Genomic DNA, 2,848 nt, shown 5'->3' with positions numbered 1-2,848 from the left:
TCTCTTCACCCCCGACGATGGCCACTTCGAGTACAGCGCCGTCGCCACGAACCTGACGCTGGACCTGCCAGCCCTCTACGCCTTCATCTGCGGCCGCGGCGCGCAGGAGAAGACGATCGCCGAGCTCAAGGGCGAGTTCGCCCTGGACGTCGTTCCCACGCGCCACTACGGCGCCAACAGTGCCTGGCAGCAGCTCAGCATCCTCGCCCACAACCTCGTCCGCAGCTTCCAACTCGACACGCTCGCGACGCCCAAACCTCGCTCGCGCAAACGCACCTATACGTACCTGATCCGAAGCATGCGCACCGAGCTATCGTCAGAAGTTGTGGATGAGCGAGAGAGGCGACGTACCCTTCTTGGGGAAGTTGAGCAGTCAACCCCAAAGCCCCGGTGGCAACCGGGGGAAAGGTACGCCACCCATGTTGAAGGTTATCACCACGAAGGCGGAGGCACCGGCCGGTGAGGCGCCGACGATTAGCACGACGCTGGATGACTTGGCGCGCGAGGGAGCGCGGCGGATGATCGCGGCGGCGCTGCAACTGGAGGCCGCGGCGTACGTGACGCGCGGCCGTGAGGCGCGCGACGAGTGCGGCCACGCCCTCGTCGTCCGCAACGGCACGGCGCGCCCGCGCCCGGTCACCACGGGCGTCGGCCCCCTGACCATCGCCGCCCCCCGGGTCAACGACCGGCGTGTGCTCGACGGGGTCCGGCAGAAGTTCACGAGCGTGATCCTGCCGCCCTACGTGCGGCGGTCGCCGCGGCTCGAGAGCGTCCTGCCGCTGCTCTACCTGCACGGGCTGTCGTCGGGGGACTTCCGCGAGGCGTTGCCTGCCCTCCTCGGCCCCGAGGCCGCCGGCTTGTCGTCGAGCGCCATCCTGCGACTGACGAAAAGCTGGACCGCGGAGTACGAGGCGTTCCGGCAGCGCGACCTGACGGAGCGCGACTACGTCTATCTCTGGGCCGACGGGGTGCACTTCACCATCCGCCTGGAGGAGGAGCGGCTCTGCACGCTGGTCGTGATCGGCGTGCGCCCCGACGGCACCAAGGAAGTCGTCGCGCTCGAGGACGGCTACCGGGAGAGTGCGGAGAGCTGGCGCACGCTGCTGCGGGATCTCAAGCGTCGGGGGCTGCGGGCCCCGGTGCTGGCGGTCGGCGACGGCGCGCTGGGATTTTGGGCGGCCGTGCGGGACGTGTGGCCCGAGACGGCGGAGCAACGCTGCTGGGTGCATCGGATCGCCAACGTGTTGGACAAGCTCCCCCGGAGTCTGCAACCGCGGGCCAAGCAGGCGCAGCACGAGATCATGTACGCGGAGACTCGCGCCGCCGCCGAGCGCGAGATCGCCCGTTTCACGGCGGCCTACCAGGCCAAGTATCCGAAGGCCGTCGCGTCGCTCACCGTCGACCAGGACCGGCTGCTCGCGTACTTCGACTATCCGGCGGAGCACTGGAAACACCTGCGCACGACAAATCCGATCGAGTCGACGTTCGCCACGGTGCGGCTGCGCGAGGGCGTGACGAAGGGCGCCGGCTCGCGCACGGCTGGACTCGTGATGGCCTTCAAGCTGCTCCAAGTGGCGGAAGGCCACTGGCGGTGTCTCGACGCCGCCGCGCTCATCCCGCTCGTGCGGGCCGGCGTGTGTTTCGAGGATGGAGTGCAGATCGAGCCGCAGAAGAAGCGGAAGAAGGTCGCCGCCTGATCTCACTCAATCCACAACTCTTGACAATAGCTCCTCGATCTCGGTGGGGATCTCGATGGGGTCAGAGCTTACATTCCGACATGGCCCGAGAAGTTGCGGATGATCCAGCCCGCGATGGAATGACGGGCCGGACCCACCGGCATCTCGGTGCGCGGAAACCACCGCGCGTCCTCGAGCTCCTCGCGGTCGATGGTGATCTCGCCGCCCGCGTAGCTCGCGATGAAGCCGATCATGATCTGGCTCGGGAAGGGCCAGTTCTGGCTGCCCACGTACTGGATGTCCTTGACGTCCACCCCGACCTCTTCCTTCACCTCGCGCGCCACGCACCCCTCGAGCGACTCGCCGTTGTCCACGAAGCCCGCGACCAGCGCGTAGCGGCCCGGCGCCCAGATGGCCTTGCGCGCGAGCAGCACGCGGTCGCCGTCGCGCACCAGCACGATGACCGCGGGATGCAGATGCGGGTAGTGCTCGTAGCCGCAGCCCCCGCAGCGCTTGCCCCACTCGCCTTCGACGCGACCGGTGGCCGCGCCGCAGCGCGGGCAATGGCCACTCGTGGACTCCCAGTAGAGGAGCTGCATCGCCATGCCGCCCACGGTCAGCAGATCGTCGGGCAGCCGCGTGCCCTGCATGGGCACGAGCGTCTCCGGCCGGAGCCCTTCCGGCACCGGCGCGCCCTTGGGCAGCGCGGCGACCCAGCAGGGCTCGCCCGCCCACGTGCCGAGCCAGTGGCGCGGGCCGAGGCCGTCGAGGCCGCGCGGTGGCGCCTCCGGCGTGGCGCCGTCGGGCAGCCGGAAGCCGTCGCCGTCGGGTGCCACCAGGAGCTTCTGGTCCTGGACGATCAGCCAGCGGCCGGTGCCGGCGGGCGGCCCGCCGCCCCCGTGCTTGGCGGGCGTGAACTCGCCGCGGAGGCAGTCCACGTTGAAGGGCAGGTAGACGGACAGCGGAGTCATCGTCGTCGTCATCGGCGCGGCCGAGTCTATCACGGAGAAAACCCGGTTGCGCTCCGGCCCGGGCCGGGGTACCACTACCCCGTGCCCGAGCTGCTCTCCGCCCTCGCCGCCTCCGTTGCCGCGCGCCTCCTCGCGCGCAAGGAGACGATCGCGATCTCCGAGTCCTCGACGGGCGGCCTGATCTCGGCCGCGCTGCTGTCG

3 protein-coding genes are annotated in these 2,848 nt (G+C 69.8%); 2 read left to right on the top strand and 1 reads right to left on the bottom strand.

Going from position 1 to position 2,848, the window contains the following annotated elements; all coding sequences use genetic code 11:
* Both VGV06_16835 and VGV06_16830 read left to right on the top strand, forming a co-directional pair.
* The coding region (locus VGV06_16835; protein ID HEV2056808.1) for a hypothetical protein at positions 1-463 on the top strand (463 nt) is incomplete at its 5' end.
* Entirely contained in the window at positions 420-1,697 is a 1,278-nt protein-coding gene (locus VGV06_16830) for an IS256 family transposase (protein ID HEV2056807.1), read from the top strand. The genes VGV06_16835 and VGV06_16830, both read left to right, overlap by 44 nt.
* 68 nt (positions 1,698-1,765) lie before the next feature.
* Here VGV06_16830 and nudC read toward each other — a convergent pair whose 3' ends face one another.
* Positions 1,766-2,659 carry an NAD(+) diphosphatase gene (gene nudC, locus VGV06_16825; protein HEV2056806.1) on the bottom strand — a complete coding sequence of 298 codons (894 nt, stop codon included), beginning with the start codon at positions 2,657-2,659 and terminating at the stop codon, positions 1,766-1,768.
* Positions 2,660-2,848 lie beyond the last annotated feature (189 nt).

It is taken from the genome of Candidatus Methylomirabilota bacterium (genome assembly GCA_035936835.1).
In the GTDB taxonomy this organism is placed as follows: Bacteria; Methylomirabilota; Methylomirabilia; order Rokubacteriales; family CSP1-6; genus AR37.
The sequence above is the reverse complement of the archived record's forward strand: the minus strand, read 5'-3'. Positions and strand labels throughout refer to the sequence as shown.